Here is a 25885-nt window from a genome sequence, read left to right as displayed (position 1 = left end):
GGGACTACGGGGCGGCGCTGAAGCCGCTGAACAGCAGGACGGCGAGCCCCAGGGCGACCAGGACGTTGACGACGGTGGCCGCGGCGAACACTCCCACCGGGCGCCAGCCGGCCTCGCGCAGCGAGGACACCCGGAACTCCAGCCCGATGCTGACGAAGGCCAGGATCAGGAACCAGGCCCGCAGGTCGTTGGCGACGCCGATGACCTCCTTGCCCTCGGCGGCTGGGACGGTGGTGAGGTACCAGGTCGCGATCACCGAGGCGGCGAGGAAGCCGATCACGAACTTCGGGAAGCGCCGCCACAACTCGCCCGCACCAGGCCGGGCGGCGTCGGGACGGCGCTCGACGCGGAAGGCGAACCAGGCGGTTAGCGCCACCACGACGACGCCGATGAGCGCGTTCTGGGTGACCTTGACGATGGTCGCGACGGCGAGGGCCTCCTCACCGACGACGGCCCCCGCCGCGGTCACCGCGGCGGTGGTGTCGATGTTGCCGCCCACCCAGGCTCCCGCCACCTCCGGGCTCAGGCCGAGCGCCGAGGCGAGGGCGGGCAGGATGAAGATGGACGGCAGGGCGAAGGCGATCACCAGACTGGCGCTGTAGGCGAGCTGCTCGCGCCGGGCCTGTACGGCACCGGCGGCGGCGATGGCCGCGCTGACGCCGCAGATCGACACGGCGGCCGACAGCAGCGCCCGCAGCTTGTCGTCCAAGCCGAGTTTCCCGCCCAGCCACCAGGTGAACAGGAACACCGTACTGATCAGCACGATGCCCTGGATGATCGCCGGTCCGGCGGCGGTGACGATGACCTTGAGGTTGATCGAGGCACCGAGCAGGACGAGGCCGGTCTTGATGAAGAACTCCGTGCGGAACCCGCCGGCCAGCCGGTCCCGCAGTCCGGTGGTGGTGAGGATCGCGTTGCCCAGCAGGCCGAGGGCGATCGCGTAGACCGGGTACTCGACCGCCTTGGCCAGGTCGGAGTCCGCGAACCAGGTGGAGACGTTCTTGTCCAGGAAGCGGGTGGCGGCGGCGAGGAGGAGAACGACCAGGACGCCGAGGGCCGTCCGCTGCCGGGCGGGCGCGGTACGGCCGGCGGGATCGGGGGTGGCGGGCGCGGAGGCGGCGCCGGACGCTCGGGAAGCCCCGGACGCTTCGGAAGCCCCGGACGCTTCGGAAGCCCGGGAAGTGAGGTCTTCGGTGCTCATCACGGCACCAGCCCCGCCGGCATCACGCCGGTGATGACCAGCAGGAGGAGGACGAGTCCGAGGACCGTGGCGGCCCAGTCCTCGGTGAAGGCGGTACGGCTCTCGCCGCCCGTCGGGGAGTCTTGCTCACTCATGGGACGCCTTTCCGCGGCTGCTCGAGCCGTCGTGGGAGACGGCCGTGCGGGCCGTCGCGGGAGAAGCGGCCGCTCGGGCCGCCATGGGGGAACGGGCGGGGGACACCCCCCAGGGCCCCCGCCCGTGCTCGTGGGATGGATCGCCGGCTACCGGCCGAGATCGGGCCGTCAGGCGACGACCAGGGACTCCGCGGCGAACTCGCGACCGGCGACGATCTCGGAGATGAACCCGTCGGGGCCGACGGGCCGGTCACCGATCAGGGTGACGCGGTGCAGGGTGCGCCGTACGTCGAGGTGATCCAGATCGGTGGGGGCCAGGTGGGCGGTGGCGCGGTTGTCCCAGAAGGCGACGCTGCCCGGCGCCCAGCGGAACCGGACGGTGTACTCGGGACGGGTGATCTGCTCGTACAGCAGGTCCAGGATGCGCCGGCTCTCCTGGGAAGAGACGCCGACGATGCGGTCGGTGAAGCCGGGGTTGACGAACAGCGCCCGCTCCCCGGTCTCCGGGTGGACCCGGACCACGGGGTGGACGGAGATCAGCAGGTTGTCGTTGATCCGCTTGAGCAGCCTGCCGTCCTCGTCGGTGGTCTGGTAGCCGGCGAGGAAGCGGTGCTCGGCCCGCAGGCCGTCGACGAAGCGGCGCAACGGCTCCGACAGGCCCTCGTAGGCGGCCACCAGATTGGTCCACTGGGTGTCGCCGCCGAACTCGGGGACGGTCTCCGCACGCAGGATGGAGGCGGCGGGCGGGTTGACCGCGGCGGTGACATCGGTGTGCCAACCGGAGTAGTAGGAGTACTGCCGCTTGCGGTAGAGCTCGCGGTACTCCGCCCCGTAGCGCTCCTCGTAACGGAGCGGATCGATGGTGAGGATCTGCGGGAACTCCTCCGGCGGCGCGTCCTCGTGCGGGTGGGCGTGGGTGAGCTCGCCGAACTGGCGGGCGAAGGCGATCTGTGAGGCGTGGTCGAGGGTCTGGCCGCGGAAGAACACGACCTTGTGCGCGAGCAGGGCCTGGCGGATCTCGGCGACCGTGGTGGGGTCGAGCGAATGGGAGATGTCGATGCCGGTGATCTCCGCGCCGATGTGCCCGGCGACGCGCCGGATCTCGAGGGTGCTGGTGGTTGCTGACATGTGATGGCCTCCTGAGTTCTGATGCCGCCGGGCGTGTCCTGAGCCCGGCACGGGACGGTGCGAGCCGGTCGGGCCCGGCACCGGGGAAAGGAGGGACGGGACCCGGAGGTCACCGCATCGCACACAGGGCGCTCGCCTGCCGCCGGAGGTCGACGTGGCGGCGCGAGGTCAGAAGCTCGCTGCTCACACCTATGACTCTGAGCCGTATTTACCTATAAGTCAATAGGGAATACATGGAATTAGCACGCTCTCTCGCCCTCTGCCGCAAGACGTCTCACACGCTCATCGGCCCCCGAACCGGATCTTCCTTACGTCCCTGAAACCGGACATCACGACGCCGGCCCTGTCAGGCTGTCGGGCATGGCCGTGACACAGCAGTTCGTTCGGATCTCGGAGCAGCAGTTGGAACTCTGCCGCAGGTCGGCCGATGAGCTGGATCGGCTCTGTTCCTTCGCGACGGCTTCCCACTCCGATCACCTGGATCTGGACTGGGCTTCAGGACCGCTGTTGCGCGTTGGCGAACCGGCCTGCGTCGACCCCGACGTCTTCGCCGCGTTGCGGTATGCGATCACCGGGGAGCAGGAGGTCAATCCGACCTATCGAGATCACCCCAGTACCGTGTGGGAACATCCGATCACCGCGTTGGACCCCGCCGCCGTCGCCTCGGTGGCATCGATGCTGCCGAGCGCGACGGCGGCGGTATCGGCCGCGCTGACACCTCCTGACGGGAAAGCCCTGGCACTGGCAGGCGAGCTTCTCCCGATGGTGGAGCACCCCGGAGAGTACTTGATGCGACGCCTCTCCGCGCTGCGAGACTTCTACGCTGAGGCTGCACGTCGCAGGCTGGCCGTCGTCTTGTGGTGGGATTGATCCCCGTCCCGGAGAAGCCGGTTTCCGCTGCCCCGACGTACCCTCCTCAGGACTGCTTGAGGGGCGAACAACCACAACCCGACCTGCAGAAAATCCGCTCACGACTCCCGACAGAATGAGGGCAGCGGCCTCCGGGATCGTGACCGGTCGTTGGACCAGGCGATCTACCGGAAGTAGGACGACTCCGGAAAGTGTCCTCTACGCTCTCCTGGTGCTGACGTGGAAGAACGCGCCGGTAGGCCGTCGCTCGTGGACGTGGTTCGCTGTGGCGGTGGGCGCTTCGCTGGTGCCGTGGGTGTTGCTCGCCACGACGAAGAGCGGAGGATCTTATCTCCCCCTGCCTTTGGCGAGGCTCGCCAGTTCCTTTCCCGGGATATCGAAGCGGGACTTCATAGCCCTGGATGTCTTCGTCATCGGTGCCCTGCCGCTTCTGACAGGCGTCGTTGCCACAGCGGGATCTCACATCCCGGTCGGCGCCGTCAGCGGACTCTTCGGCGTCCTGACCCTGCTCCATCTGGTGCCCGTACTGAGCGCGCTTCCGGTCACCATCCCGCCGGCGGACGCCACCCCGGACACGCTTGCCGGTAGTCAACCGGACTTCTACTTCGGCACGCATCCGGAGGGAGGATTCTGGGCATTGGCGCCCATCGCCTATGCGGTCAGCACCGCGGCGCTCCTTATCGCCGCCCGATGGGAAGGTCGCGGCGTGACGCGGGACGACTGACGTCGCCTATGTCACACTCCGCGCACCAGATGTGCACTGATCTTGCCGAGCTATAGCTTCGTCCCTGGCCAGAAGGGCGAAGGCGGACGAGTCGGCCTGTAGGCCGGGTTCTGTCCTTCACTGGTGTGAAGGGGCGACCATCCATCTAGGACCGGCGTTGCCGCCGGTCTCGAGCGGTCTACCCGCGCGGCTCGGGCGGGCAGCCCTCGAACGTCGCGCGCGGGACGCCCCGGAGGGCGTCCCTTCTTGACCTTGCTCCGGGTGGGGTTTACCGAGCCGCCCACGTCACCGTGGGCGCTGGTGGTCTCTTACACCACCGTTTCACCCTTACCCCTCCGAGGAGGGGCGGTCTGTTTTCTGTGGCACTGTCCCGCGGGTCACCCCGGGTCGGCGTTACCGACCACCCTGCCCTGTGGAGCCCGGACCTTCCTCGGCGGGTCTTCGGAAAGACCCGACGCGGCCGCCCGGCCGGCTCGTCCGCCGTGCCGCCAAGCTTATCGGCTCCCCGGCGGGCTCCCGCCCGGCCGCCGGGGGGTTCAGCGCAGGTGCGCGGTGTCGTTGAAGGCCTTCACCACGGCCGGGCCGTCGGCGTAGTACTCGATCAGGGAGACGCAGGCCAGATCAAGGTGCATGCGGTACAGCGCCGCGGGCGGGGCCATCAGCGCGAACCTGAGCAGCGTCTTGATCGGCGTGACGTGGGAGACGGCGAGGACCGTGCGGCCCTCGTACCGTTCGACGAGCTTGTCGCCGGTCGCCCGGACCCGCTCCGCCACCGCCTCGAAGCTCTCCCCGCCCGGCGGCGCGACGGACGGGTCAGCCAGCCAGGCCGCGAGCTCGTCCGGCCAGCGGCGCTGGATCTCGGTGAAGGTGTGGCCCTCCCACTCGCCGAAGTCGGCCTCCCGCAGGCCCTCCTCGACGATCACCTCCAGGCCGGTACGCGCGGCGACGGCCTCGGCGGTGGCGCGGGCGCGCTTGAGCGGGGAGCTGACGATCGCCTGGACCCCGTACGGCTCCCGCGACAGCCTGGCCGCCGCGGCCTCGGCCTGGGCGCGGCCGTCGGGTGTGAGCTCTGGGTCGCCGATGCCGGAGAAACGCCGTTCGACGGACATCGGGGTCTCGCCGTGGCGCAGCAAGATCAGGGTCGTGGCCTTGGACGTGGGCGGGCGCCAGCCGCTGCCCTTGGGCGCGGACGCGGCCACAGGGGCATCGGATGATATTTCGGAAATGTCGGTTGAGTCGAAGAGCGACCCCTGCGTCGGAGCCGGGGACGGCGAAGCCGACGCCTCAGATGGCGCGACCGGGGAGGCCGACGGCGCGACCGACGCCGCCGCGGTGGTCGTGGAATGCCACGGGATGCCCTTGGCCGCCGCGTCCATGGCCTCGTTGGCCAGGCGGTCGGCGTCCTTGTTGCGCTCGCGGGGGATCCAGTTCCAGGTGACCCGCAGACGGCGGGCGAGCGCTCCGGCCTCCAGGGCGAGCGGTCGCAGGCCCTCGTTCTTGATCTTCCAGCGGCCGGCCATCTGCTCGATGACCAGCTTGGAGTCCATCCGGACCTCGGCGGCCGCGCCGTCACCGGCCAGGTCGAGCAGCGCCCGCAGCCCGGCGATCAGCCCGCGGTACTCGGCGACGTTGTTGGTCGCGGTGCCGATCGCCGCGGCGTCCTCGACGAGGATCTGGCCGTCGGAGGCGTCCTTGACCACCGCCCCGTAACCGGCGGGGCCGGGGTTGCCCCGGGACCCGCCGTCGGCCTCGATGACGTACGAGGTCACAGACCGGACTCCGGCGTGCGGACCAGGATGCGGCGGCACTCCTCGCAGCGGACCACCTCGTCGTGGGCGGCGGCCTTGATGCGGTTGATGTCGGCGATGGACAGGCTCGTACGGCAGCCGAGGCAGCGGCTGCCCTGGAGCATCGCGGCGCCCACGCCGAACTGCTCGCGGAGCTTGTCGTACAGCGCCAGCAGGTCGGCGGGGATGTCGGCGACGATGTCACCGCGCCTGCCCTTGACCTCCGCGCTCTCCTTGTCGATCTCGGCGAAGAGGGCGTCCCTGCGGTCCTCGGCGGCGGCGCGGGCGGCGGCGAGCTCGTCGCGCTCGGCGACCAGCTTGCTCACCTGCTCGTCGGCGGCCTCGCGGCGCTCCATGATCTCCAGCACGACCTCCTCGAGGTCGCCCTGGCGGCGGTGGAGGGAGGCGATCTCCGACTGCAGGCTGGCCAGGTCCTTGGGCGAGGACACCTGGCCGGAGTCGAGGCGCTTCTGGTCGCGCTCGGCGCGGGTGCGCACGGAGTCGACGTCGGCCTCGGCCTTGGTCTGCTCCCGGGCGAGGTCGCCCGCCTCGGTCTCGGCGGCGATCACCTGGGTCGCCAGCCGGGCCACGCGGGCCGCGAGGTCGTCGATCTCGGCCAGTTCCGGCAGAGTGCGGCGGCGATGGGCCAGTCTGTCGATCACGGAGTCGAGTTCGGCCAGGTCGAGCAGGCGCTTCTGGGCTGCCGGGGCTGCTTTCACGTGAGTTCCTCGCACTTTGCTGTTGTGATCCAGGCGTCCGTGACCGTCTCGGAGACGCGCGTCTCAACATTAATCCCCCCGGCCGCCAACCCGGACGCCACGAGCCGCGCGGCATCGGCCAGCCAGGGCCACTCGGTGGCCCAGTGGGCGGCGTCGACGAGCGCGGGCCCGTCGCCGCCGGCGGCGGCCTCCATGAACTCGCTGGCCGGGTGGTGGCGCAGGTCCGCGGTGAGGAACACGTCCACCCCGGCGGCGCGGGCCGTACCGAGGAGCGAGTCCCCCGCTCCCCCGCTCACCGCGATCCGCCGGACCTCGCGGTCCAGGTCTCCGGCGACGCGCAGGCCGCCGGCCGTGCCGGGCAGGCCGGCGGCGGCCCGCCGTACGAAGTCGCGCAGGGGCAGGGGTTCGGGCGGGGAGCCGATGCGGCCGAGCCCGCGCCGGGGGTCGTCGGCGGAGGGGCTGAGCGGGACCAGCGGACCGGTCAGGCCGACGGCGCGGGCCAGGGCGTCGGAGACGCCGGGATCGGCGACGTCGGCGTTGGTGTGGGCGGTGTAGAGGCCGATGTCGTTCTTGATCAGGGTGTGGACCAGGCGGCCCTTGAAGGTGGTGGCGGCGACGCTGGTGGTGCCGCGCAGGTAGAGCGGGTGGTGGGTGACGATCAGATCGGCGCCCCAGTCCACCGCCTCCTCGGCGACGGCGGCCACCGGGTCCACCGCGAACAGGATCTTCGTGACGGGCTGGGACGGGTCGCCGCAGACGAGCCCGACCGCGTCCCACGACTCCGCCCACCGGGGGTCGTAGTGGGATTCGAGCTCTCTGACGACGTCGGCAAGCGTGGACACGTGCGCAGACTACCGGCCCCCCACCGTGATCACGTGAATCCGGTTCCCCGCCCGCGTGATCCCTCCCACCCCGCGACGGCCGTACGGCACGGCGGATCGGACGTTCCCGGCAGGGCTCGCAACTGTTCCCCAATGCCAGCAGATCGCCTAATGTAAGTGAATCCTGACTCCCCCGGAGGATTCCCATGGGTCCGACTGTCGCGATCATCGGTGCCGGATTCGGCGGGCTGTGCATGGCCATCCAGCTCGAACGGGCGGGCATCGACTCCTACACGCTCTTCGAGAAGGGCGGGGACGTCGGGGGGACATGGCGCGACAACACCTATCCGGGGGCGGGCTGCGACATCCCCTCCCACCTGTACTCCTTCTCCTTCGAGCGCTACTCCAGCTGGACCCGCCGCTATCCCGGGCAGCGGGAGATCCTCGACTATCTGGAGATGTGCGCCGACAAGTACGGCCTGCGCTCGCACATCCGCCTGCACACCGAGGTCGTCTCGGCCGTCTTCGACGAGACGCTGGGCAAGTGGCGGGTGCGTACGGCGGGCAGCGGTGAATCCGGGAAGCGCGAGGAGCACGAGGAGCACGGGAAGGACGAGGAGCGCGAGGAGCTCTTCGACGTGGTGGTCTCGGCCGTGGGCCAGCTCAACCGGCCGCACCTGCCCGAGATCGCGGGCATGTCGTCCTTCACGGGACCGTCCTTCCACTCCGCCCGCTGGGACCACTCGGTGGACCTGACCGGCAGGCGGGTGGCCGTGATCGGGACCGGCTCCTCGGCGGCCCAGCTCATCCCGCCGGTGGCCGAGACCGCCGCGCACCTGGACGTCTTCCAGCGGACCCCCAACTGGGTGATCCCCAAGCCGGACGCCGTCTTCGGCCGGGCGGCCCGGGCCGTCTTCCACTATCTGCCGCTCTCCCAGCGGATCTACCGGGAGTGGATCTACCGCTACGCCGAGGGCGCCCTCTATCCGGCGCTGGCGGGCGGCTGGAGCACCGCCGTGGTGCGCAAGCGCGCCCTGGACCACCTGCGCGCGCAGATCCCCGACCCCGCGCTGCGGGCCAAGCTGACCCCGGACTATCCGATCGGCTGCAAGCGGATCGTCATCGACAGCAGGTTCTATCCCGCGCTGGCCCGTCCCGACGTCGACGTCGTCACCGAGAAGATCGTCCGGATCACCCCGGAGGGCGTGGAGACCACGGACGGGCTGCGCGAGGCGGACGTGATCATCTACGCGACCGGTTTCCAGAGCACCGAGTTCCTGGTGCCGATCGAGATCACCGGCAGGCAGGGGCGCCGGCTCCACGACGAGTGGAAGGACGGCGCGGAGGCCTATCTCGGCATCGCGGTCCCGCACTTCCCGAACCTGTTCATGCTCTACGGGCCCAACACCAACCTCGGCCACAACTCGATCGTCTTCATGATCGAGTGTCAGGTCCGCTACATCATGGGCTGCCTGCCGTACCTGATGGACCGGGGGCCGATGGAGGTACGGCCCGAGGCGATGGACGCCTGGCGCAGGAGCCTGGACCGGGCCATGGATCACATGGTGTGGCAGGCGGGCTGCGCGAGCTGGTACAAGAACGCCGCCGGCCGGGTGACCAACAACTGGCCGGGCTCCACGCCCCTGTACCGCCGCCTGACCCGCGCCCCGCGCCCGGCGGCGTTCCGCTTCGCCCGCTGACCCCCGTACGGCTTCACCGCCGATCCCGTACGACGCCCGGACCCTCCCGGAGCACCCCCGGGGCCGGTAAGGTCCGGGGCACAGTCACCCGCGAGGAAGGGCCAGCACGTGTCCGCCGCAGCCGACCTCCACCACGACGCCGTGGTCGCCGACACCCACAACGACCTGCTCATGGCCGTCACGGCCCGGCCGCCGGCGCGCTGGGCCCCGTTCTTCCGCGAGCGCTGGCTGCCCCAGCTGCGCGAGGGCGGGGTGGACCTGCAGGTGCTGCCGGTCTTCGTCGAGGGGCAGTACCGCCCCGAGGGAGCCCTCCGCCAGACGCTGCGCATGATCGAATGCGCGCACGTGCTGGCCGAGGGCAACGCCGACGAGGTACGGCTGTGCACCACCGGCGCCGAGGTCGACGAGGCGCTCTCGGAGGGGCTGATCGCCCTGGTCCTGGCGCTGGAGAGCATGCCCGGCCTGGACGCGAACGTGGAGTTGCTGCCCACGCTGCACCGGCTGGGCGTGCGGGTCGCCTCGATCGCCCACTGGGGCCGTACGGCTCTCGCGGACGGCAGCGGCGAGGACGCCACCGGCAGCAGGCTGACCGAGGCCGGGGTGGAGGCGGTCCGCGAGATGGAGCGCCTGGGCATGATCTTCGACGTCTCGCACCTCGGCGCGACGGGTGTCGAGCACGTGCTGGAGCTGTCGACCCGCCCGGTCATGGCCACCCACTCGGCCGCCCGCGCCCTGCGCGACCACCACCGCAACCTGACCGACGAGCAGATCCGCGGCGTCGCGGCGACCGGCGGCGTGGTCTGCGTCAACTTCCTGGCGGCCTTCCTGTCCGACGACCCGGCCGGTTACACGGTGGACCGCCTGGTTGACCACATCGCGCACGTCGCGGGCGTCGCCGGGATCGACCACGTCGGCCTGGGCCCCGACTTCATCCGCGAGGTCCTGCACGACGTCACCCCGCCCTGCTGCGAGACCGGCCCCAGCGGCCTCGACGTGATGGCGTCCGTCCCCGGCCTGTCCGGGCCGGGCGGCCTGCCCCTGGTCACCGAGGCGCTGGACAAGCACGGCTTCGCGGAGGAGGAGATCGTCAAGATCCTCGGTGACAACGTCCTGCGCCTGTTCCGCGCCGAGCTGGGCCGCCCCGCCTGACCGTGCGCCCGTCCTGACCGTGCGCCCACGCCTGACCGTGCGCCCGTCCTGACCGTGACACGGACGGACGCGCGGTCAGGCGCGGGCGGGCAGGCCGGCGCGAGCGCGGGCGGAGCCCCTGGCCGGTGAAACCGGAGAGCCCACAGGCCCCGGAAGCCCGCGAGTGAAGCCCGGGAGTTCCAAGACCCGGGAGTTCCAAGACCCGGGAGTTCCAAGACCCGGGAGTTCCGAAAGTCCGGGAGCCCCGAGGCCCGGGAATTCCGGGAGCCCGGCTCAGCCCTTCCACACGCCGGTGGCCGCGACAGCTTTCACATAGTCGGCGAAGTCACGGGGCTCCCGGCCCAGGGCGCGCCGGACGCCGTCGGCCAGGTGGGCGTTGCGGCCGTCCAGGATGTCGGCGAACATGCCGGCCAGCACCTCCGCCTCCTCCGGCGGCACTCCGTACTCCTTGAGCGTGGCCGCGTAGCCGGCGGCGGAGACCGGCAGATAGCGGACCTCCCGGCCGGCGGCGTCGGAGATCTCGGCGGCCGCCTCGGCGAAGGTCAGCAGCCGGGGGCCGGTCACCTCGTAGACCTCTCCCGCGTGGCCGTCCCCGGTGAGCGCCTCGGCCACGACGTCGGCGATGTCCTCGGCGTCGACGAACGGCTCGGCGACGTCCCCGGCGGGCAGCGCGATCGTTCCGCCGAGCACCGGCTCCAGCAGGTGGCCTTCGTCGAAGTTCTGGAAGAACCAGCTCGCGCGCACGATCGTCCACTCCGCGCCGGACTCCTGCACCGCCCGCTCGGCGGCCGCCGCCTCCGGTTCTCCCCGGCCGGACAGCAGGACCAGCCGGCGGACCCCGCCGTCCACCGCCAGCGCGGCCAGGGCGCGGACCGCGTCGGCGGCGCCGGGGGCGGCCAGGTCCGGGTAGTAGGTCACATACACCGCCCGCACGTCCCGCAGCGCGGGCTCCCAGGTGGCGCGGTCGTTCCAGTCGAACGGCGGGTTCGCCGAGCGGGAGCCGTCTCGTACGGCCAGGCCGCGCGCCCGCAGCCGGGCCGCCACCCGCCGGCCGGTCTTGCCCGTGCTGCCGATGACCAGCGTCGTGTTCCCGGTGGTGTTTCCTGCCGTGTTCTCTGCCGTGTTCTCTGCCGTGTTCTCCGTCATGGCCCCTATCAAATCCGCGCGGCGCGAGACGGAACATGGTTGAGATGCTCAATTCCATGCGTATGCGTCTAAGCTGATCCGCATGGACACACTCGCCGGCCTCCTGGACGGGCCGCGGGCCCGGGAGGCGTTCCTGCTGCGCGCGATGCTGAGCCCGCCGTGGTCCGTACGGATCGAAGACGAGGCGCCGCTCTCCCTGGTGGCCATGGTGCGCGGCGAGGCGTGGGCGATCCCCGACCGCGGCGAGCCGGTACGGCTGCGCCCGGGCGACATCGTGATCACGCGCGGTCCCGACCCATACACCTTCGCCGACGACCCGGCCACCCCGCCGCAGGTCGTGGTCCACCCGGGGCAGCGCTGCACCACCCCCGGGGGCGAGGACCTGTCGGAAATGATGGACCTGGGCGTGCGGACCTGGGGCAACGACCCGGACGGCCCGGTGATGATGCTCGTCGGCACCTACCAGCCGAACTCCGAGATCAGCAAGAGGCTGCTGCGGGCCCTGCCCGCCCTGCTGGTCCTGCCGGGCGAGTCCCTGGGCAGCCCCCTGGTCCCCCTGCTCGGCCAGGAGATCGTCAAGGAGGAGCCGGGCCAGGAGGTGGTCCTGGACCGGCTGCTCGACCTGCTGCTCATCGCCGTCCTGCGGGCGTGGTTCTCCCGCCCGGAGGCCGAGGCGCCGGCGTGGTACCACGCGCTCGGCGACCCGGTGGTGGGCCGGGCGCTGCGGCTGCTGCACGCCCACCCCGACCGCCCCTGGACGGTGGCCGGCCTGGCCGCCGAGGTGGGCGTCTCCCGCGCGGCCCTGGCCCGTTCCTTCACCGAGCTGGTCGGCGAGCCGCCCATGGCGTACCTGACGGACTGGCGGCTGGCGCTCGCCGCCGACCTGCTGCGCGGCTCGGACGCCACCGTCGGCGCGGTGGCGGCGCGGGTCGGGTACGGCAGCGCGTTCGCGCTCAGCACCGCCTTCAAACGGGTGCGCGGCATCAGCCCCCAGGAGCACCGCAGGATCGCCCGCGCCGAACCCGCCGGAGTCTCCTGAGGCACCCCCGCGCCGCGCCCGGCCACCCTTGCCCTCATGGGCCGGATGGGCTGCATGGATTGAGGTTGGCGCGCCCAGGCGGAGCGGCCGGTGAATCCGGCACGAAGAAGCCGCGCTCCCGCAAAGGGTGCCGGGTGCTTGTCAGGCGGCCGGAGCTCGCGGCGTCAGGCGGACCTCGAGGTCGGCGTCCAGGGCGCGCGCCAGGCGCTCCGGCACCGGCAGGGTGGGAACGGCGCCGCCGGCCTCGAAGCGGGCCACCGCCGACCGGGTCATGCCGGACTCCCGGGCCGGGTCGTTCTGGCTCCGGCCGCGTCCCTCACGCATCGCCCGGACGGCCCTGCCCAGTTCGTAGGCGATGCGCACGGCCTCGTAGGCCTCAGCCGCCCCCGGCTCGGCCATCCGCCGGTCCCGCTCGACCTCCCGATCTTCTCGCGCGACTCCCGTCTTCCGCATCGAGACGCAAGGGTGAGCCGGGGCCGCCGGGGCGCGGGGGGATTCCCGGCGGCCCCGGCGCGTGGGGGGGCGGTTATCCCCGCGTGGCCAGGTAGTCCTCCCGGACCTTCGAGCGGGAGAGCTTGCCGGTGGGGGTGCGGGGCAGTTCGTCGCGGAACTCGATGACCTTGGGGTGCTTGAAGCGGGCGATGCGCGGGCCGAGGTGGTCCAGGAGCTCCTCGGGCGAGGGGCGGGGACCGGGGACGGGCTGGACGAGGGCGACCACGTTGTGGCCCCACTCGGGGTCGGGGACGCCGATCACGGCGACGTCGGCGACGGCCGGGTGCTCCAGCAGCGCCGCCTCGATCTCGGCGGGGTAGATGTTCACCCCGCCGGAGATGATCAGGTCGGTACGGCGGTCGCACAGGAACAGATAGCCGTCCTTGTCCATGAAGCCGATGTCGCCGGGGGCGTACCACTCACCCCGCATGCTGGCGGCCGTCTTGCCCGGGTCCTTGCGGTACTCGAAGCCGGCCAGGCTCGACTTGACGTAGATCATCCCGGGCTCGCCCGGTGGGAGCTCGTCGCCGTTCTCGTCGAGGATCTTCGCCTCGAAGGTCGGGACCGGGCGGCCGACCGTGCCGGGGCGCTCCAGCCACTCCTCGGGCTTGACGGCGAAGGCGATCGTCGACTCGGTGGAGCCGTAGTACTCGTACAGGACCGGGCCCCACCAGTCCATGATCCCCTTCTTGACCGCCACCGGGCAGGCCGCGCCCGTGTGGATCACCTGCTTGAGCGAGGACACGTCGTACCTGTCACGGACCTCGGGCGGCAGCTGGAGCATCCGGTGGAACATCGTGGGCACCATCATGGCGTTGGTGACCCGGTAGCGGTCGACGAGTTCCAGGACGGTGACCGGCTCGAACCTCTCCGCGATCACCAGCGTGTGCCCCAGGTGCATGGCGAACATCGTGTGCGCGCACGGGGAGGAGTGGTACATCGGCGAGGTCACCAGGTGCGCCTCGTCGCCCGGCCGCAGGTCGCAGACCTCGCCCAGGAACCAGGTGTAGAGGGGGACGATCGCCTCCGGCTCGGCGCCCGGCAGCGGCCGCTGCACGCCCTTGGGGAAGCCGGTGGTGCCCGAGGTGTACCACATGACGCCGCCCCCCGAGCGGTCCTCGGGGGCGCTGTCGGGCTGCCCCTCGGCCAGGGCCTCGGCCCCTCCGGACTCGTGGGTGACCACCACCCCGGCGTCGCAGTCGGTCAGGATGTAGTCGATCTCGGCCTGCGTCAGGTGCCAGTTGATCGGTACGTAGTACAGCCCGACCTGTCCGGTGGCCATCAGCATGATCACTTGGTCGATCCCGTTGCGCAGCACGCCCGCGACCACGTCCCCCTGGACGAGGCCCCGGGCCCGCAACCCGTTCGAGACCCGGTTGACCCTGGCGAGCAGCTCGCCGTACGTCGTCGTCGTGCCGTCTGTGTCGATCACCGCCCGGCGTCCGGGATCGGCCTCCGCGATCCGGTAGAAGCCGGGCAGCCCGCTGATGTCGGCCATGGTTCTCCTCGTACGGTGTTACAGCTCCAGAAGGTCGGCGAGACGGGCCCGGTGGATCCGCGGCGGGCCGAGGAGCACCTCGTCCGCCTTGGCCCGCTTGTAGAACAGATGCGCGTCGTGCTCCCAAGTGAAGCCGATGCCGCCGTGCAGCAGAAGGCTGTCGCGGGCCACTTCGAAGCAGGCCCGGCCCACATAGGCCTGGGCGAGGGCGGCGGCCCCGGCCAGCTCGTCCGGCGCCTCGTCGGCGGCCCAGGCCGCGTGCCGGACGATCGACTCCGCTTGTTCCAGCTTGCAGTGCATGTCGGCGAGCCGGTGCTTGACCCCCTGGTAGGAGCCGATGAACCGGTTGAAGGCGACCCTGACCTTGCCGTAGGCCACGATCGCCTCCAGCGAGGCCCGCAGCACGCCCAGCTGCTCGGCCGCCACGGCCACCGCGAACAGGTCGCGGGCCCGCGCGATCCCCTCCGCGGAGGCGGCCACGACGTCGCCGCCCGGCTCCACCAGGGCCTGCCTGCGGGTGGGGTCCAGGGTGGTCAGCGGGGTGCGCTCGCCGCCCCGCAGGGCCCGCACCCGGTCGCCGTCGATCGACAGCACCACGTCGGCCTCGGCGCCGTTGAGCGCCCGGTTCCCGTCCAGGACGACGGTCGCGACGGTGCTCCCGTCGGCGATCCCGGGCAGCAGTTCCTTGTCCCCCGCCTCCCTGAGCAGGATGGCGGCCAGCGTCGTGGCCAGGAACGGCCCCGGCAGCAGCGCCGCGCCGGTCTCCTCCAGCACGACCGCGAGCTCGGCGTAACCGGCCCCGGAGCCGCCGTGCTCCTCGGGGACGATCAGGCCGGACAGGCCGAGCTCGCCGTTGAGCCGCCGGTAGACGTCCGGGTCGTGGCCGCCGTCCGACTCCATCGCGGCCCGTACGGCGGGCAGCGGCGAGGCGGCGGCGAGGAAGCCGCGGACGGCCTGGCGCAGCTCCTGCTGCTCGGTGGTGAGCACGAGTTTCATGCGGGCCGCCCTTCCGCGGTGGTCGCCTGCCCAGTGGTCGTCCGGCCGGTGACCGCCCGTACGGCGGCCGCCTGCCCGGTGGTCGTCCGGGTCGTCGTCTGCCGGATCACGAGGGAAGTCCCCCGCTCGTCTTCAGGTCCTTGAACGGCACGTTCTTGTCCGTGCGGGGTTCGGGCGGCAGGTTCAGCACCCGCTCGCCCACAATGTTGCGCATGATCTCGTTGGTGCCGCCGCCCAGGGCCATGGCGGGGGCCAGGGAGATCGCGTTCGCCAGCCCGCCGCCGGCTCCGCCCTCTCCCGGGTAGGCGACGGCCTCGGGACCGGCCAGCGAGGTGGCCAGGTCGGCCTGGAACATGGTCAGCTCGGCCAGCAGCAGCTTGGCGGCGCTGCCCCGGGCGCCGGGGAAGATCCCGGCCTTGGTCTCCTGGGCGAGCCGCTGGTTGAACAGGGCCAGCGCGCGGGAGCGGACGTAGAGCTCGACGAGCTGGTCCCTGACCACGGGGTCGCCGGTGTCCACGCTCGTGCGCAGCGCCTCGAAGGCGACCGGGTTGTCCTTCTGGCCGCCCATGCCGACTCCGCTGGAGATCGACAGCCGCTCGTGCAGCAGGGTCGTGACGGCGCAGCTCCAGCCGTCGCCGACCCGGCCGACCACGTTCTCCGCCGGGATGTGCACGCCGTCGAAGAAGATCTCGTTGAAGTGGGCGCGGCCGGTCATGTCCCGCAGCGGCCGTACCGTGACGCCGGGGGCGTGCATGTCCACGACGAACATCGTCAGGCCCTTGTGCTTGGGCACCTCCACGTCGGTGCGGGCCAGCAGCAGGCCCCGGTCGGCGTGCTGGGCGACGGAGGTCCACACCTTCTGCCCGTCGACCACCCAGCCGCCGTCGGTGGCCGTCGCCCGCGTCTGCAGCGCCGCGACGTCGCTGCCGGCGCCCGGCTCGGAGAACAGCTGGCACCAGATCTCCTCGCCGCGCAGCAGCGGCCGGATGAAGCGGCCGCGCTGCTCGTCGGTGCCCAGATCCACCAGGGTCGGCCCGCACATGCCCAGGCCGATGGAGAACACGTAGGTCGGCAGGGTGAAGCGCGCGGCCTCCGCGGCGAAGGCGCGCTCCTCGGCCTGGGTCAGTCCCTGGCCGCCCCACCGCTGCGGCCAGGTGATCCCGGAGTATCCGGCGTCGTACAGCTTCGCCATGAAGGCCTTGGCCGCGGCCACGCCGTTCTCGTCGGGGGTGCCCTCGGCCCGGTCCCCCGGCGCGTTGGCCTCCAGCCAGGCCCTGGCCCGCTGCCGGTAGTCCTCAAGGTCCATGTCAGCTCCAATCAGCGCTCACTTACTTTAACCAGCGAGCGATCAGCCGTACAGAGCATTGCTCTACACCGGAAGGAGAAGCGATCTTTGCCATTGATTGGCCATGTATCGCCAGGAAAAGGCAATTAATCCGCCCGAGGTGATCGTCTGATCCGGGGGGTGAAGATCGGCGTGCCCACACGGCACTCGTGGTCTGTCCGGACCCGGCTCACGCTGATCGCCGCCACCACGGCCGCCCTGTCCGACGCCGTCGTCACGGCCGTCGCGATGTTCTTCCTGCACGACCTCGCGGAGGCCCACTATCCGTACCCGGTCCCGTGGTACGTCCATCCGGGGCTGTTCGGCTTCTTCGCCGGGACATGCGTGCTGACCGCGGCGCTGGCGGGGGCCGGCGCCTACCGGACGGTGACCGGGGCGCTGATCCCGGTGAACTCGATCACGAGCGAGCTCGCGGAGATCACCGCGACCGACATCGGCCGACGGGTTCCGGTGCCGCGGGCGCGTGACGAGATCAGGGAGCTGGCCGAGACGATCAACCAGACCCTGAACCGGCTGGAGGAGGCGGTGGAGAAACAGCGCAGGTTCGCCGCCGACGCCTCCCACGACCTGCGCAGCCCGCTGACCGCCATGCGCACCCAGGTGGAGGAGGCGCTGCACTATCCGGAGGGCGTCGACTGGGAGGCCAAGGCCCACGCGATGCTCGCCAGCCTGGACCGGCTCCAGGCGATCGTCGCCGACCTGCTGATGCTCGCCAGGCTCGACGCCGGCACGCCCGCGGCCAAGGAGCTCATCGACCTGGGCGAGCTGGCGCGGGGTGAGCTGGACCGCCGCGGGCGCCGGGTGAAGGTGGTGCGGGAGGTGGAGCCCGACGTGCTGGTGGTCGGCGACCCGCTCCGGCTCGCGCGGCTGCTGACCAACCTGGTGGACAACGCCGAGCGGCACGCCGTGTCCGCCGTCACGGTGAGCGTGCGCGAGCACGACGGCACGGCCGTGCTGGAGGTGCTCGACGACGGCGCCGGGATCGACCCCGCCCAGCGCGAGGCGGTCTTCCGCCGCTTCGTCCGGCTGGACGCCGCCCGCGCCCGCGACGCCGGAGGGACCGGGCTGGGCCTGCCCATCGCCAGGGAGATCGCCGAGGCCCACGGCGGGAGCCTCGTCGTGGAGGACAGCCCCCGGGGCGCGCGCTTCGTCCTGCGGCTGCCCGTGGCCCTCTGAGCCGTCCCCGTTCCCCGTCTCCCCCGCCCGCCGGCCGTCCCCGTTCCCCTCGATTCCCCCCGGCTCCCCTCACCCCGCGCTCCGCCGGTGCGGAGTGTCCCTCACGCTCCGCTGGGCTCCTCGCACATCCTCCGCCAGGGTTTCCTCCGCACGCGCCGGTGGGCTCCTCCCCTGCGGGCCCCTCCCTCACCCGGGCGTCTGCCGGGCAGGACCACCAGCAGCATCGCGGCGGCGATCAGCCCTCCGCCGAGGAAGACGGTCCAGGTCAGCGCCTCGCCGTACACCATGACGGCCAGGGCCGTCACCCACAGCGGCTGGGCCGACAGGATGACCGCCGCCGGGACCGGCCGGACGTGGGCCTGGCCGAACGAGCGGGCCAGGAAGCCCAGGGCGCAGGCCACGACCGACAGATGGCCGAGGATGGCCCAGTCGACGGTGGTCGAGGGCAGGGTGATGCCGTCCGGGGCGGCCAGGAGACCCGTCATCAGGGCGATGACGCCGAGCTGGATCACGGCGACCGCGTACCCCTCCTGCCGCGCCCGCTCGAAGCCGCCGAGCACCAGGGTGTGCCCGGCGTACAGCACCGCCGACAGCAGGGTGATGGCCAGCGCGGGCAGGGAGATGTCCGCGCCCTCGGTCCCCCGCAGGAGCGTGAAGGCCGTCATCGCGGCCATCGCCAGGGCCACCGCCGCCCAGGTCCGCGACGGCAGCCGGACGCCCAGCAGGACCAGACCCAGGACCGGGGTGATCACCACGTAGGAGCCGACGGTGAATCCCGAGACCGACGACGGCAGATCGTGCAGCGCCACGGCCTGGGCGGTCTGCCCCACCCCGAACAGCAGACCGAGCAGGATCCCGGTGAGCCAGGTGTTCTCCCGCAACCCCCGCAGGCAGTTCGGACGCAACAGAAGCAGGACCAGCGTGGCGAGCCCGTAGCGCTCGGCCAGCAGGTCGGCCACCGGCATGCGGTGGATGAGGTCTTTCATCAGCGGGAAGGCCGACCCCCAGGCGGCGCTGACGAATAACAGAAGCACGACTCCCACCAGGGGCCGGGGAGCGGTCACCGCTGTCATAAGGGAAGACTCGCATCACCTGAGGGAAGCCGGAGCTAGCCGAACAGCTCGGGAGTGGCCTGTATACAACCCTGAGGTAAGGAGCCCACTCCGACAGCAGATCCCTCACACCCCAAAGAGCTCGAGAGAAGCCCACGTCTCCACAGAACGTGACCTACCTCACACCCGGGAGAGGACTTCCCGCACTATTGGATTCTCCGTACAATTAGGGCCAGGACATCCGATGGGAGTGCAGTGATGACACCGGCTCCGAACACCACCGCGGACAGGGAGAACGACCAGACGGTCGTGGAGAGGCGCGCCTACGAGGCGGTCATCGAGCGCCTGTCGAAGGCCTCGGTCGACAAGCACTGGGAGCCCTACGTCGACATCCCCTGGGACGACCCGGACTTCCTGGTCCGCCAGGACGACCCGCGCTGGGAACTGCCCGCGGTCGACAAGCTGGGCGGCCACCCGTGGTACCGGGCCCAGCCGCCCGAGGTGCGGGCGAAGATCGGGCTGTGGCGGGTGGCGACCGCGATGAAGATCGGCCTGCAGTTCGAGAACCTGCTCAAGCGCGGCCTGCTGAACTACGCCTACCGGCTGCCGAACGGCTCACCCGAGTTCCGCTACGTCTACCACGAGACCATCGAAGAGGGGCATCACGGGATGATGTTCCAGGAGTTCGTCAACCGTACGAAGCTCCCGATCAGGGGCATGCCCGGGCCGCTCAGCGTGCTCGCCCAGGTCGCCCCGTGGATCCCGCTGATCTCCACCGAGCTGTTCTTCATCTTCGTGCTCGGCGGCGAGGACCCGATCGACCACGTGCAGCGCAAGACCCTCCGGGAAGGTCAGATCAAGCACCCGCTCGAGGAGACCATCATGCGCATCCACATCGCCGAGGAGGCCAGGCACATCTCCTTCGCCCGGCACTATCTGCGCCGCCGGGTCCCGCGCATGCCGCGCTACCGCCGCTTCATGCTGGGGGTCGTCTCCCCGGTGGTGCTGGGCATCATGGCCCGGATCATGCTCTCGCCCCCCGGACCCATGATCAGGGCGTTCCGCATCCCGGAGCAGGTGGTCAGGGACGTCTACACCGACAACCCCGAGGCCGCCGCGCAGATCCGCGACTCGGTGGGCAAGACCCGTGAGCTCTGCGCCGAACTGGGCATGATGAACGCGCTCCAGCGCAGGATCTGGAAGATCATGGGCATCTACGACGAGCCCCCGGCGAGGAAAGCGGCACGGTGAGCACGACATCCAACAGATCATCCGGCGGTGCGGCCCGGCCCAGGACGGCGATCGTGACGGGAGGCGCCTCCGGCATCGGCCGGGCCCTGTGCCGCGAGCTCGCCCGGCGCGGCGTGCACGTGGTGGCCGCCGACCTCGACGCGGCGGGGGCCGAGCGCACGGCCAAGGAGTTCGGCTGCCGGAGCGCCGCGCTCGACGTCACCGACGCGCAGGCCGTACGCGACCTCGTCACCGAGGTCAGGCGCGAGCACGGGCGGCTGGACTTCCTGTTCAACAACGCGGGGATCGCGGTCGGCGGCACAGCCGACGAGCTCACCCTCGACCACTGGGACCGCACGATCGACGTGAACCTGCGCGGTGTGGTGCACGGCGTGCACGCCGCCTACCCGGTCATGATCGAGCAGGGCCGCGGCCACATCGTGAACACCGCCTCGCTGGCCGGGCTGACGCCCGCCCCGCTGATGCTGCCCTACACCGCGACCAAGCACGCGGTGGTCGGCCTCTCGCTCGCGCTGCGGGCCGAGGCGCGGGCGCACGGCGTGCGGGTGAGCGTGGTCTGCCCCGGCTTCACCGACACCCCGCTGCTAGACCACGCCAACCCCGGGCTGCCGCAGACCGCGACCGGGGCCGCCGCCCGCGAGTCGGCGACCCGGACCATGGGACGGCTCTACTCCGTCGACTCCCTCGCCGAGGACATCATGCGGGGCGTCGCACGCGACAAGGCGCTCATCGTGGCCCCGGCCTCGGGGCGGATGGCCTGGCGCGGGGTACGGCTCTCGCCCGCGGCGGCGGTCCGGGTGGCCGCGCTCGCCGTACGGCGCCTGCGCGGCTGATCACCCCGCGCGGCTGATCACCCCGCGCGGCTGAGAACGTCGTGCGGCTGCACACTCCGCGCGGCCGGACCGGGCCGCGCGACCGGACGCCCCCGCGCCGGGGGCGGTGTACGGCCGTCCGGGAGTCCATGTCGGGTTGCCTCCCGGACGGCCGTCCCTCCCCTTCTCTCAGTGCTCTCCGGAGGCTCCCAGGTTCCCGGCGAGCAGCTCGATCAGGGGTTCGCGGCGCGCGCAGGCCGACAGCGCGAAGGAGTCGGCCAGCGCGAGCAGTTCCTCGTCCGTCAGCCCCTTCAGCAGGGCCGCGTACTCGGGCAGCAGCGCCTGCGCGATGAGGATGTGCCGGATCAGGTCGTCGGTCTGGTAGCGGGCGCCCCACGGGTAGGGGTCCCACTCGGGGAACTCGGCCTCCATCAGCTGGTGCAGCGGCGTGAGGATGTCGGCCGACTCCTCCATGGTGGAGCCCCACCGGTCGGCGCCCAGGCGCGTCTTCTTGGCGATGAACGATCCGAAGCGCCGCATGTACGGCCCGGCCGGGTCCGCGGTCACCAGGCCCTGGAGGCCGACGTCCTTGTAGGTCCACAACGACCAGCCCGCCCCGTGCTGGTCGTAGATCTCCAGCTGGTCGCGGAGGATCTGGTAGCGCTGCCCGTCGATCGCCGGGTCGCCGGTGTAGACCGGGCCGAACTCCCCCACCCACAGCGGCGTGCCGGTCTGGCGCTGGAAGACGGTGCGGCGCTCGAAGGTCCGCTCCAGCTGCTCGCGGTCCACCCACTCGCCCCGGGTGTGGCCGGGGTACGGCCCTCCGTGCGCGAAGCCGGCCAGCGCGTAGTCGTGGCAGACGAAGACGGTGTTCTCGTAGACCTCGCGGAACACCGAGAAGTCGGTGGAGTAGGTGTTGCCGTCGAGGAAGAGCACGTGGTTCGGGTCGGCGGCGCGCACCGCCTTGACCAGCCGGTCGTAGAACGGGCCGACCACGCGTCCGGAGGGGTCGCCGGGCTCGTTGACCGGGTTGTACCCGGCCACCCAGGGGTTGTCCTTGTAGCGGTCGGCCATCGCCTCCCACAGGTGGATCACCCGGTCCTGGAAGTGGCGGTGCCGCCAGAAGGAGGCCACGTGCGTGGGGTTGTCGGAGTGCCAGTGCTGGTTCTGCGACCCGGGCAGCGCGTGCAGGTCGATCACGCTGTAGATGCCGTGCCGGCCGAGCAGGTCGATCACCCGGTCCAGGTGGCGGAAGCCGTGCTCGATGAGCTCGAAGGGACGGTCGTCGGACTCGAAGTGGTGGTAGTTGACCGGGATCCGCACGCAGTTCATGCCGATCCCGCTCAGCAGGGCCGCGTCGGACTCGTCGAAGAACGACGTCAGCAGCCGGTCGAAGAACAGCTCCGCGCGCTCCTCCCCGATCGCCTCCGCCACGGCCTCGCGCATCGCCGACTCGTTCGCGGGGTAACCGGTGATGAAGTTCTCCATGTTCATCCAGCCCCCGAGGCCCACTCCGCGCAGCCGTACGGGGGTACCGTCGGCGGCGACGAGGTGGTTTCCGGACACATGCAGGGTCACGCGTTCATCCCTTCGTAGCTCCAGCGGTCAGCCCGCTGATCAGGTGGCGTTCGGCGACCGCGTAGAAGGCCAGCGCGGGCACCATGGCCAAGACGACGTAGGCGAGGGTTCGGGCGATATCGGTGGAGTACTGGCCCTGGAACTGCTGGACGCCCAGCGGGATGGTCCACCAGTCCGGGTTGTTGAACACCGCAAGCGGCAGGAAGAAGTTGTTCCAGCTGGCCACGATCGCCAGCACCGAGACGGTGGCGAGGGCGGGCCGGGCCATCGGCAGCAGGACCCGCCAGAAGACGCCGAACGGCGTGCAGCCGTCGATGACGGCGGCCTCCTCCACCTCACGCGGGATCCCGGCGAAGAAGCCGCGCAGGATGATGATCGTCATCGGCAGGCCGAACGCGGCCTGGACCAGGATCACCCCGAGCGGGTTGTCCAGGAGCCCGAAGGTACGCATCAGGACGAACAGCGGCAGGATCGCCACCGCGAAGGGGAACATCAGCCCGGCCGTGAAGATCGTGAACAGCACCTCCCGGCCCCGGAACGCGAAGCGCGCGAACGCGAACGCGGCCATCGCCGACAGGGCCACGACGAGCACGGTGGTGCTCAGCGCGATCAGGACGCTGTTGCCGACCTGCCGCCAGAAGGAGGCCGAGGCGAGCACCTCGGTGTAGTTCTCCGGGTGCCACGGCGCGGGCAGCCCGAAGGGGTTGGAGGAGAGCTGGGCGTTGTCCTTGAACCCGCCGATCAGGCCGAACAGGAGAGGGATGAGGACGAACAGGGCCAGGGTCCCGGCCAGCATGTGCAGGGAGATCCCCCGGGCGCGCGACGGCCCGGCGGGACGGCGGCGGCTGCTGCTCATCGGTGGTCTCCCATCGTCGTGACGGCGCCCTGGGTGTCACGCCGCATGACGAAGCGCAGGTAGGCGAGCGCGAAGATCATGCTGAGGACGAACATCACCACGCTGATCGCGCTGGCGTAGCCGATCTGGGTGCGCTTGAAGCCGAACTGGAACATGGTCACGGCCATCGTCTCGGAGGCGTGGTCGGGCCCTCCGCCGGTGAGCACCCAGACCAGGTCGAAGAGCTGGATCGTGCCGATGACGGACAGGAAGGCGGCGATGCGGATGGTGGGGCCGAGCAGCGGCAGCGTGACGTGCCGGAACTGCTGCCAGGTGCCGGCCCCGTCGATGGAGGCGGCCTCGCCGAGCTCCCTGGGGATGCCCTGCCGCCCGGCCAGGAACAGGATCATGTAGAAGCCGAAGTACTTCCAGGTCATGACGGCGAACAGGGCCGGCATGACCGTCGTGGGATCGGCCAGCCAGGCGCGCTCCAGCTCCTCCAGGCCCACCGCGCGCAGGATCTGGTTGGCCAGACCGATCTCCGGCGACAGGATCAGCGAGAACAGCACACCGGTGATCACTTCGGACAGGACGTAGGGCGCGAAGAACAGCAGCCGGTAGACCGCCCTGCCGCGCATCCGCTGGTTGAGCAGGAGCGCCAGGCCCAGCGCGAGCGGCAGCTGGATCACCAGGGACAGGACGACGATGAGCAGGCCGTTGCGCAGGTCGCCGTGGAAGACGTCGCTGGCGAACAACCGGGTGAAGTTGTCGAAGCCGATGAAGTCCTCGGGCCATCCGCCCAGGCCGTTCCACCGGAACATGCTGGTGTAGGCGGCGATCGCGATGGGGGCCAGCACCAGCAGGCCGTACAGCACGAGGGCGGGGAGGACGAACAGGGCGACGGTCGCCAGGCCCTTGAGGCGCCGGCGGCGCCGTATCGCGGCGGGAGGCAGGCCGCGCGCGGGCGGGGCCGCGGCCCGCGGCCGCTTCTCCGGCCTTTCCGTCAGCGCGGGATGTGTCATGTGCATTGCTCCAGATGGGGGTGGAACGGGCGGGCCGGTCCGGCCCGCCCGTCGCTTCTGCGGATGCCGCCGCCGCTACCCTTCGGCCTTGGCCGTCTCGGTGATGCTGCTGGCGACCTGCTCGGGTGTCTTGGAGCCCGCGATGAGTCCCGCCACGCTGTCGTTGATCTCCTGCCCGACCGCCGGCGGGTAGGCCTGGTCCAGATAGAGCTGGAAGCCGGTCGCCCCGGCCAGCGTGCCGGCCACGGTCTTGAGGTTGGCGTCCTTGATGGCCTCCTCGGCGCCCTTCACGGCGGGCAGTCCGGCGCCGGACTCCACGAACTGCTTCTGGTTGTCCATCTGGGTGATGAACTTCAGGAAGTCGACGGCCTCGGCCGGAGCGTCCGCGCTGACCGCGAAGCCGTTGCCGCCGCCGAGCGCCTCGGTGGCCGTGCCCTTGCCGCCCTCGACCGAGGGGAAGGGGAAGAAGCCGAGGTCCTCGCCGATGCCGCCGCCGGCGTCCTTCTGCACGGCCGGGGCCCACTGACCCATCAGCTCCATCGCCGCCTTGCCGCTGCCCACCGAGGCGGCCTGCCCGTCGGGCGAGCTGTAGGCCGCGTTGAGGAAGCCCTTCTGATAGGGGTCCAGGTCGGAGAGCTCCTTGAGCTTCTGACCCGCGGCGACGAAGTCGGGCCCGGTGAAGTCGTGGGTGGTCGCCGCCTGCTTGAGCGCGTCGAGTCCGCCGATGCGCATGGCGAGGTAGGTCCAGTAGTAGTGGCCGGGCCACTTCTCCTTGCCCGCCAGCGCGATGGGGGTGACGCCCGCCGCCTTGAGCTTCTTGACCGTGTCGATGAAGCCCGCCCAGGTGGTGGGCGGCTCGGAGACTCCGGCCTTCTCGAAGAGCTTCTTGTTGTACCAGAAGCCCACCATGCCGACGTCGATCGGGACGCCGTAGGTCTTGCCGTCGATCTGGTAGGCGGCCAGCGCCGCCGAGGTGAAGTCCGCAATCGCCTTCGGGTCTCCGAGGTCCTTGACGATCTCGGCGTCGAGCTGCTGCTTGAGCACGCCGCCGCCCCAGGTGGAGAAGATGTCCGGAGCGCTGGCCGCCGTGGTGACCGTGGCCATCTTGGACTTGAAGGCGTCATTCTCAAGAGCCGTCACCTTGATGGTGACATTGGGGTTCTTGGCCTGATAGGCCTTGACCCATCCGTCGTAAATCGTCTTGTTGGGCTCAGTGGTGCCGATGTGCCACCAGTCAATGGTGACCTTGCCTCCAGCGGACGGGGCCGGGCCTGCGCCGTCCGACCCGCTGCTGCACCCTCCGAGGAGGAGAACCGAGGCCGCTACTACCACCACACCGCGCCGACGCAGTGACATCGCCGTCAATCCTTTCCGCGCCGCGTTGAAAGTTTCGGTTACCCCCCGAATATT

25 protein-coding genes and 1 other RNA gene are annotated in these 25885 nt (G+C 71.0%); 8 read left to right on the top strand and 18 right to left on the bottom strand.

Features of this window, described 5'->3' with window-relative positions; all coding sequences use genetic code 11:
• Positions 1 to 4 precede the first annotated feature (4 nt).
• The 4 genes from Psi01_RS06360 to Psi01_RS44510 all read right to left on the bottom strand — a co-directional run bounded on the left by Psi01_RS06360 (position 5) and on the right by Psi01_RS44510 (position 2650).
• Entirely contained in the window at positions 5 to 1201 is a 1197-nt protein-coding gene (locus Psi01_RS06360) for a YeiH family protein (protein WP_204062993.1), read from the bottom strand.
• Complete coding sequence (locus Psi01_RS44030) at positions 1201 to 1335, bottom strand: hypothetical protein (RefSeq protein ID WP_275424491.1); 135 nt, start codon at positions 1333 to 1335, stop codon at positions 1201 to 1203. The genes Psi01_RS06360 and Psi01_RS44030 overlap by 1 nt, the downstream gene beginning before the upstream one ends.
• Before the next feature lie 168 nt (positions 1336 to 1503).
• Positions 1504 to 2463, bottom strand: coding sequence for a TauD/TfdA dioxygenase family protein (locus tag Psi01_RS06355; protein WP_204062992.1), 960 nt, complete (start codon positions 2461 to 2463; stop codon positions 1504 to 1506).
• A 109-nt stretch (positions 2464 to 2572) separates the two neighbouring features.
• Positions 2573 to 2650: a putative leader peptide gene (locus Psi01_RS44510; protein ID WP_373872469.1), complete on the bottom strand. Its 78-nt coding sequence runs from the start codon at positions 2648 to 2650 to the stop codon at positions 2573 to 2575.
• 173 nt (positions 2651 to 2823) lie between these two features.
• Here Psi01_RS44510 and Psi01_RS06350 point away from each other — a divergent pair, with 173 nt between their 5' ends.
• The gene (locus Psi01_RS06350) at positions 2824 to 3333 is read left to right on the top strand and encodes a hypothetical protein (protein WP_204062991.1); all 510 of its coding nucleotides are present in this window, start codon (positions 2824 to 2826) and stop codon (positions 3331 to 3333) included.
• 211 nt (positions 3334 to 3544) lie between these two features.
• Complete coding sequence (locus tag Psi01_RS06345) at positions 3545 to 4057, top strand: hypothetical protein (protein ID WP_204062990.1); 513 nt, start codon at positions 3545 to 3547, stop codon at positions 4055 to 4057.
• An 83-nt stretch (positions 4058 to 4140) separates the two neighbouring features.
• Here the strand turns inward: Psi01_RS06345 and rnpB are convergent.
• From rnpB to Psi01_RS06325, 4 genes are all read right to left on the bottom strand, one after another.
• Positions 4141 to 4533: RNase P RNA component class A (gene rnpB / locus Psi01_RS06340), an RNA gene on the bottom strand.
• A gap of 60 nt (positions 4534 to 4593) precedes the next feature.
• Positions 4594 to 5826, bottom strand: coding sequence for a bifunctional RNase H/acid phosphatase (locus Psi01_RS06335; RefSeq protein ID WP_204062989.1), 1233 nt, complete (start codon positions 5824 to 5826; stop codon positions 4594 to 4596).
• Complete coding sequence (locus Psi01_RS06330; RefSeq protein WP_204062988.1) at positions 5823 to 6563, bottom strand: zinc ribbon domain-containing protein; 741 nt, start codon at positions 6561 to 6563, stop codon at positions 5823 to 5825. The genes Psi01_RS06335 and Psi01_RS06330 overlap by 4 nt, the downstream gene beginning before the upstream one ends.
• Positions 6560 to 7405, bottom strand: coding sequence for a Nif3-like dinuclear metal center hexameric protein (locus tag Psi01_RS06325; RefSeq protein ID WP_204062987.1), 846 nt, complete (start codon positions 7403 to 7405; stop codon positions 6560 to 6562). Before Psi01_RS06325 ends, Psi01_RS06330 begins: the two co-directional genes overlap by 4 nt.
• A 185-nt stretch (positions 7406 to 7590) precedes the next feature.
• Here Psi01_RS06325 and Psi01_RS06320 point away from each other — a divergent pair, with 185 nt between their 5' ends.
• Both Psi01_RS06320 and Psi01_RS06315 read left to right on the top strand, forming a co-directional pair.
• Entirely contained in the window at positions 7591 to 9084 is a 1494-nt protein-coding gene (locus tag Psi01_RS06320; protein WP_204062986.1) for a flavin-containing monooxygenase, read from the top strand.
• 108 nt (positions 9085 to 9192) lie between these two features.
• Complete coding sequence (locus tag Psi01_RS06315; protein WP_239127175.1) at positions 9193 to 10233, top strand: dipeptidase; 1041 nt, start codon at positions 9193 to 9195, stop codon at positions 10231 to 10233.
• Positions 10234 to 10506: 273 nt separating this feature from the next.
• Here Psi01_RS06315 and Psi01_RS06310 read toward each other — a convergent pair whose 3' ends face one another.
• Positions 10507 to 11379, bottom strand: coding sequence for an NAD(P)H-binding protein (locus tag Psi01_RS06310; RefSeq protein WP_204062985.1), 873 nt, complete (start codon positions 11377 to 11379; stop codon positions 10507 to 10509).
• Positions 11380 to 11461: 82 nt separating this feature from the next.
• On the opposite strand from Psi01_RS06310, the gene Psi01_RS06305 reads away from it, so the two are divergent.
• Positions 11462 to 12418 (top strand): AraC family transcriptional regulator, encoded by a 957-nt coding sequence (locus tag Psi01_RS06305; RefSeq protein WP_204062984.1) that lies wholly within the window; start codon positions 11462 to 11464, stop codon positions 12416 to 12418.
• Positions 12419 to 12559: 141 nt separating this feature from the next.
• On the opposite strand, the gene Psi01_RS06300 is transcribed toward Psi01_RS06305, so the two are convergent.
• The 4 genes from Psi01_RS06300 to Psi01_RS06285 all read right to left on the bottom strand — a co-directional run bounded on the left by Psi01_RS06300 (position 12560) and on the right by Psi01_RS06285 (position 16710).
• Positions 12560 to 12871, bottom strand: a complete 312-nt coding sequence (locus Psi01_RS06300) for a helix-turn-helix domain-containing protein (protein WP_204062983.1) — start codon at positions 12869 to 12871, stop codon at positions 12560 to 12562.
• 73 nt (positions 12872 to 12944) lie between these two features.
• Positions 12945 to 14408: an AMP-binding protein gene (locus Psi01_RS06295; RefSeq protein WP_204062982.1), complete on the bottom strand. Its 1464-nt coding sequence runs from the start codon at positions 14406 to 14408 to the stop codon at positions 12945 to 12947.
• Between the two features lie 18 nt (positions 14409 to 14426).
• Positions 14427 to 15404: an acyl-CoA dehydrogenase family protein gene (locus Psi01_RS06290; RefSeq protein ID WP_204062981.1), complete on the bottom strand. Its 978-nt coding sequence runs from the start codon at positions 15402 to 15404 to the stop codon at positions 14427 to 14429.
• Between the two features lie 106 nt (positions 15405 to 15510).
• A complete protein-coding gene (locus Psi01_RS06285; protein WP_204062980.1) occupies positions 15511 to 16710 on the bottom strand; it encodes an acyl-CoA dehydrogenase family protein in 1200 nt (399 codons plus the stop codon).
• A 171-nt stretch (positions 16711 to 16881) separates the two neighbouring features.
• On the opposite strand from Psi01_RS06285, the gene Psi01_RS06280 reads away from it, so the two are divergent.
• Positions 16882 to 17925: a sensor histidine kinase gene (locus Psi01_RS06280; protein ID WP_239127172.1), complete on the top strand. Its 1044-nt coding sequence runs from the start codon at positions 16882 to 16884 to the stop codon at positions 17923 to 17925.
• Between the two features lie 101 nt (positions 17926 to 18026).
• Here Psi01_RS06280 and Psi01_RS06275 read toward each other — a convergent pair whose 3' ends face one another.
• Entirely contained in the window at positions 18027 to 18959 is a 933-nt protein-coding gene (locus Psi01_RS06275) for a DMT family transporter (protein WP_204062979.1), read from the bottom strand.
• A 276-nt stretch (positions 18960 to 19235) separates the two neighbouring features.
• On the opposite strand from Psi01_RS06275, the gene Psi01_RS06270 reads away from it, so the two are divergent.
• Positions 19236 to 20228 carry an AurF N-oxygenase family protein gene (locus Psi01_RS06270; protein ID WP_204062978.1) on the top strand — a complete coding sequence of 331 codons (993 nt, stop codon included), beginning with the start codon at positions 19236 to 19238 and terminating at the stop codon, positions 20226 to 20228.
• Entirely contained in the window at positions 20225 to 21061 is an 837-nt protein-coding gene (locus tag Psi01_RS06265; RefSeq protein WP_204062977.1) for an SDR family oxidoreductase, read from the top strand. Before Psi01_RS06270 ends, Psi01_RS06265 begins: the two co-directional genes overlap by 4 nt.
• A 168-nt stretch (positions 21062 to 21229) precedes the next feature.
• Here the strand turns inward: Psi01_RS06265 and Psi01_RS06260 are convergent, their stop codons facing one another.
• The 4 genes from Psi01_RS06260 to Psi01_RS06245 form a co-directional block, all read right to left on the bottom strand.
• The gene (locus Psi01_RS06260; RefSeq protein WP_239127170.1) at positions 21230 to 22618 is read right to left on the bottom strand and encodes a glycoside hydrolase family 5 protein; all 1389 of its coding nucleotides are present in this window, start codon (positions 22616 to 22618) and stop codon (positions 21230 to 21232) included.
• A 4-nt stretch (positions 22619 to 22622) separates the two neighbouring features.
• Positions 22623 to 23474, bottom strand: a complete 852-nt coding sequence (locus tag Psi01_RS06255; protein ID WP_204062976.1) for a carbohydrate ABC transporter permease — start codon at positions 23472 to 23474, stop codon at positions 22623 to 22625.
• On the bottom strand, positions 23471 to 24475 hold the full coding sequence (locus Psi01_RS06250) for a carbohydrate ABC transporter permease (RefSeq protein WP_204062975.1): 1005 nt from the start codon (positions 24473 to 24475) through the stop codon (positions 23471 to 23473). Before Psi01_RS06250 ends, Psi01_RS06255 begins: the two co-directional genes overlap by 4 nt.
• A gap of 75 nt (positions 24476 to 24550) precedes the next feature.
• The gene (locus Psi01_RS06245) at positions 24551 to 25831 is read right to left on the bottom strand and encodes an extracellular solute-binding protein (protein WP_204062974.1); all 1281 of its coding nucleotides are present in this window, start codon (positions 25829 to 25831) and stop codon (positions 24551 to 24553) included.
• Positions 25832 to 25885 lie beyond the last annotated feature (54 nt).

This window comes from Paraplanobispora siamensis, from assembly GCF_016863175.1.
In the GTDB taxonomy this organism is placed as follows: domain Bacteria; phylum Actinomycetota; class Actinomycetes; order Streptosporangiales; family Streptosporangiaceae; genus Planobispora; species Planobispora siamensis.
The sequence above is the reverse complement of the archived record's forward strand: the minus strand, read 5'-3'. Positions and strand labels throughout refer to the sequence as shown.

Coding starts and splice junctions, on each gene's coding strand:
- Psi01_RS06360 (WP_204062993.1), bottom strand. CDS start 1,201: ATGAGCACCGAAGACCTCACTTCCCGGGCTTCCGAAGCGTCCGGGGCT.
- Psi01_RS44030 (WP_275424491.1), bottom strand. CDS start 1,335: ATGAGTGAGCAAGACTCCCCGACGGGCGGCGAGAGCCGTACCGCCTTC.
- Psi01_RS06355 (WP_204062992.1), bottom strand. CDS start 2,463: ATGTCAGCAACCACCAGCACCCTCGAGATCCGGCGCGTCGCCGGGCAC.
- Psi01_RS06350 (WP_204062991.1), top strand. CDS start 2,824: ATGGCCGTGACACAGCAGTTCGTTCGGATCTCGGAGCAGCAGTTGGAA.
- Psi01_RS06320 (WP_204062986.1), top strand. CDS start 7,591: ATGGGTCCGACTGTCGCGATCATCGGTGCCGGATTCGGCGGGCTGTGC.
- Psi01_RS06310 (WP_204062985.1), bottom strand. CDS start 11,379: ATGACGGAGAACACGGCAGAGAACACGGCAGAGAACACGGCAGGAAAC.
- Psi01_RS06305 (WP_204062984.1), top strand. CDS start 11,462: ATGGACACACTCGCCGGCCTCCTGGACGGGCCGCGGGCCCGGGAGGCG.
- Psi01_RS06300 (WP_204062983.1), bottom strand. CDS start 12,871: ATGCGGAAGACGGGAGTCGCGCGAGAAGATCGGGAGGTCGAGCGGGAC.
- Psi01_RS06295 (WP_204062982.1), bottom strand. CDS start 14,408: ATGGCCGACATCAGCGGGCTGCCCGGCTTCTACCGGATCGCGGAGGCC.
- Psi01_RS06290 (WP_204062981.1), bottom strand. CDS start 15,404: ATGAAACTCGTGCTCACCACCGAGCAGCAGGAGCTGCGCCAGGCCGTC.
- Psi01_RS06285 (WP_204062980.1), bottom strand. CDS start 16,710: ATGGACCTTGAGGACTACCGGCAGCGGGCCAGGGCCTGGCTGGAGGCC.
- Psi01_RS06270 (WP_204062978.1), top strand. CDS start 19,236: ATGACACCGGCTCCGAACACCACCGCGGACAGGGAGAACGACCAGACG.
- Psi01_RS06255 (WP_204062976.1), bottom strand. CDS start 23,474: ATGAGCAGCAGCCGCCGCCGTCCCGCCGGGCCGTCGCGCGCCCGGGGG.
- Psi01_RS06250 (WP_204062975.1), bottom strand. CDS start 24,475: ATGACACATCCCGCGCTGACGGAAAGGCCGGAGAAGCGGCCGCGGGCC.
- Psi01_RS06245 (WP_204062974.1), bottom strand. CDS start 25,831: ATGTCACTGCGTCGGCGCGGTGTGGTGGTAGTAGCGGCCTCGGTTCTC.